Source organism: Pontibacter sp. HSC-36F09 (genome assembly GCF_024171605.1).
In the GTDB taxonomy this organism is placed as follows: Bacteria; Bacteroidota; Bacteroidia; order Cytophagales; family Hymenobacteraceae; genus Pontibacter.
The window spans coordinates 1-2,408 of sequence record NZ_JALKAA010000017.1 but is presented as its reverse complement, the minus strand read 5'-3'; the positions used below and the strand labels follow the sequence as shown (position 1 = coordinate 2,408).

Sequence of the window (2,408 nt, the reverse complement as noted above, 5' to 3'; positions counted from 1 at the left end):
AACAACTAAGGCTTCGTTGGGTACGGAGTGCCGACAATGAAGCCGTGGTTGCACTAACCGTGCGACGCGTTATGGGTTTTAAGTCGGAAGAGGCCTGCCCCTGAGCTACTTGCCCCAGGCTATCTGGTAGCTGGCTGGCCCAACGGATGCGGGCCTGGAGGGATAACATACAGTGTTTCTGCTGTTTTCCGGGAGAGTATCTTTACTCTTTTCAAGGCATTTTCTGCCAGATGGGCATAGCTTCGCCAGGCCACCTTCTCGGGTGGTTTTTTTCATCTCCTTACTCGAACTCCCGGTACCTGCGCTGCGTCCTCAGCCCCTGTGGCGGTCCTCGTTTGGCCAGCACCTGGAGGGTGAGCATCGTCTCCTTTTTGCAGCAGGGGCACACGAGCGGGTTGTACTCCTCGAGCTGGCGGACCGGCTGCTTTTGCCTCCTGTTCTCGGGCAATTGCTGGCGGATCACCGGAATGGCCGCCCCCTTGCTAGTGCCGCTGAGTATGCCGTAGTGGCGTATCCTGACAAAGCCCCGTGGCAGGATGTGCAGGGCGAAGCGTCGGATGAACTCCATGCCCCCGAGCTTCATCTCCAACTTTTTGGCCCCCTGCCGGTAGTCCCTGTAGGAGAAGCCCACCGACTGCTCGCCCACCTCCTTTATCCGGTGGTTGGAGATGGCGATCTTGTGGGTGTAGCGGCCCAGGTACTCGACCACGTGCTCAGGCCCCGAGAAGGGGCGCTTGGCATACACCACCCACCGTTTCTGGAACAGCGCCCTGATCAACCCCTTGTCCACCTCGGGCAATTTTTCCCTCAGCAGCTGCACGTACTTGGCACGGAAAACCAGGCTCATGGCCTTCACCGGGAAGAGGTACTTTCCCTTACCGCGGGCTCCTTTCCACCTGCCGTTTTCACTGAGCCCGCCACCGGGCACGATGCAGTGCAGGTGGGGGTGCAAGGACAGCGTCTGTCCCCAGGTGTGGAGCACGGCCACCATGCCCGGCCTTGCCCCCAGGTGCTTTTTGTCAGAGGCGAAGGCAAGCAGCGTCTGCCAGGCGGCCTCAAAGAGGGTGTCGTAGACGAGCCTGGGCTGATGGAGGGCCAGCTGGTTGAGCGTGTCGGGCAGGGTGAAGACTACATGGAAGTAGGGCACGGGCAGCAGCTCTGCCTGGCGGGCCTGGATCCACTGCTCGCGCCTGCGGCCCTGGCACTTGGGGCAGTGGCGGTTGCGGCAGGAGTTGTAGCTGACGCGCACCTGGCCGCAGTCCGAGCAGGCGTCCACATGGCCGCCCATGGCCCGGGTGCGGCAGCGCATGATGGCCGCCAGCGTGCGCAGCTGCCAGGAATTGATGCCGGCATGCTGCTCCACCTGGGGCCAGTGCAGACGCAAGACGTCTGCCACCTCGTGCTTGGCCCGCACTAGCAGTAGAGGGTGTCCAGCGGGGAGAAGGGCTTTTTCCTTCCCGACTGGGCCACGTGCAGGTAGACCATGGTGGTGTCGATGCAGGCGTGGCCCAGCAGGTCCTTGATGGAGACGATGTCCAGGCCGTCCTCGAGCAGGTGGGTGGCGAAGGTATGGCGCAGGGTGTGGGGCGTGACCTGCTTTGCGAGGCCGGCCGCCCGGCGGGCCGAGCGCACCACCCACTGCACGCCAGCCGTGTTGTAGCGCCTGTCCAGTAGCCCCTGCTCACTGTCCTGCACCTGGCCGTTGAAGAGCCAGGTCTGCGGGCACTCGGCCTGTATGTAGGCCTCCAGGCCGCGGATCAGGTGGCCGCTCAGGGGCACGTAGCGGTCCTTGCCCCCTTTTCCCTGGCGCACGTGCAGCATCCTGCGGTCGAAGTCCAGGTCGGAGAGCTTGAGGTTGCAGGCCTCGCTGCAGCGCAGCCCGCAGCCGTAGAGGGTGGCCAGAAGCACGCGGTGCTTGAGCAGCTTGGGAGCACGGAGCAGCCTTCTGACCTCGGGCTTGCTGAGCACCACAGGCAGCTTGCCCTCGCGCCTGAGGGCGGGCAGCTCGATGCGCTTGTCCTTAAGGCCCTCCATGCGGAAGACGTAGCGCAGGGAGTAGACGGTGAACTTGAAGTAGGAGTTGGAGGGGGTGTTGTGCTGCTCTTTGACCAGGTAGAGGTAATCGTTGAGCTGATCGGGGTCCAGCTCAGTGGGCAGGCAGTTAAAGTGCAGGGCCACCTTGGCCAGGTGGTGGCTGTAGTTTTTGAGGGTGCTCTGGCCGCGGCCGGCGACGGTGATTTTTTTTCGGAACTTCTCGTAAAGCTCGCGGAATCCCGCTACATTAGTACAGGCAGTCTGGATAAGGGTAGGCTCTTTTTTTTCATCTTATGTAAGAGTTAAGTGTGAATCAGAAGGTAACGCTTATCCGCTGCTTTTTAAAAACCCTCTACCGAAGGTTTAGTGCAACC

At 61.7% G+C, this 2,408-nt stretch carries 2 protein-coding genes; both read right to left on the bottom strand.

All coding sequences use genetic code 11. From position 1 onward, the window contains the following. Positions 1 to 280: 280 nt before the first annotated feature. Positions 281 to 1,501 (bottom strand): IS91 family transposase, encoded by a 1,221-nt coding sequence (locus tag L1278_RS19465; RefSeq protein ID WP_371927385.1) that lies wholly within the window; start codon positions 1,499 to 1,501, stop codon positions 281 to 283. Continuing rightward, entirely contained in the window at positions 1,414 to 2,178 is a 765-nt protein-coding gene (locus tag L1278_RS19460; protein WP_253406687.1) for a tyrosine-type recombinase/integrase, read from the bottom strand. The genes L1278_RS19465 and L1278_RS19460 overlap by 88 nt, the downstream gene beginning before the upstream one ends. Positions 2,179 to 2,408: the final 230 nt, after the last annotated feature.